The 1,127-nt window shown below is 67.3% G+C and carries 1 protein-coding gene and 1 pseudogene; both read right to left on the bottom strand.

Annotated features, from left to right (window positions below; genetic code table 11):
* Positions 1–645, bottom strand: a pseudogene (locus AB0E98_RS33880) (hypothetical protein); the annotation flags it as partial.
* Positions 646–862: 217 nt separating this feature from the next.
* Positions 863–1,123, bottom strand: a complete 261-nt coding sequence (locus tag AB0E98_RS33885; RefSeq protein WP_107049478.1) for a DUF397 domain-containing protein — start codon at positions 1,121–1,123, stop codon at positions 863–865.
* Positions 1,124–1,127 lie beyond the last annotated feature (4 nt).

The raw sequence follows: 1,127 nt of genomic DNA on the forward strand, positions 1-1,127 counted from the left end.
CCCGGACTTGGTGCCCGGCCCGAAGTTGCCGTTGGCCACGCCGTCGGCCATGCCGATCGTGTACTGCACCGCGTAGAGCATGGCCGTGGCGACGGTCCGGGAGTGGTGTCCGTCGCAGGGCACGATGTAGAAGTCCCGGCGGTTGACGAACTCGCCGTTCATCCACTGCTGGACGGCCCTGATCTGCTCGGAGCCGCCGTTGACGGTGACGTACGGGTCCATGTTCAGCAGGCCCTTGAAGACCTTCGGGACCACGTCGCTGCCGGGGTAGGCGAAGTCGACACCCATGTCCGACTTCAGCGACAGCACCGAGTTCTGGACCCGCTCGCTGTACGTCCCGTCGATGCCGCCGCCGTCGTACCCCTTGCAGTACAGGCCGGCCTGCACGATCCGGACGATGTTCCCGGGGGCGCCCGAGGCGTGGATGTTCGGGTACTTCGACTGGAGCGTGGAGAGCGTCGTGGGGCCGAAGTTGTCCGACAGGCCGGAGATGCCCAGCTCGTACTGGAGCGCCCTGGTCAGGGCGTACATCACGGTCCAGCTCGTCCGGCCGTTCTCGTCGAGCCTCGATATGCCCAGTTTGGCGCCGTTGTCATACGTGGTGTTGATGAACTGCTGCGCTGCGCGCACCATCTCGTCAGCCATGGGCCGGCTTCCTCTCGGTCGGAGGGCGCCGCCACCCGAGCCCGAGTGAGGCCGCGCTCGACCGGCGCGGGTCGGGCAGAGGTGGTGCGTGCCCGCCGCGGTCGTGTGTCAGGGGATGACCTGTTGCGAGTGCCTAAGGCGCACACACTTTAGGCACACGAAGATCACAAGTCCCAGGGTTCGGCTCATGGTTGGCGCAATTGCGCACGCCGACGCGTCACTTGTGGGTGGTGCGGGCCCAGCCGACGAAGGTGGTGAAGGCGGCGGGGGCGAGGGTGAGGACCGGGCCCGCCGGGGTTTTGGAGTCGCGGACGGCGACGGTGGTGGGCAGTTCGCCCACTTCGACGCAGTTGCCGCCCTGGTCGCCGCTGTACGACGACTTGCGCCAGGCAAGCAGACCGAGAGGCGCGCACTCCACGCATTCGCCGCCCTGGTCGCTGCTGTAGCTGGACTTACGCCACTGGACAGTCGTCGGCATTGCC

Source organism: Streptomyces sp. NPDC037389, assembly GCF_040636475.1.
Classification (GTDB): Bacteria; Actinomycetota; Actinomycetes; order Streptomycetales; family Streptomycetaceae; genus Streptomyces; species Streptomyces hesseae.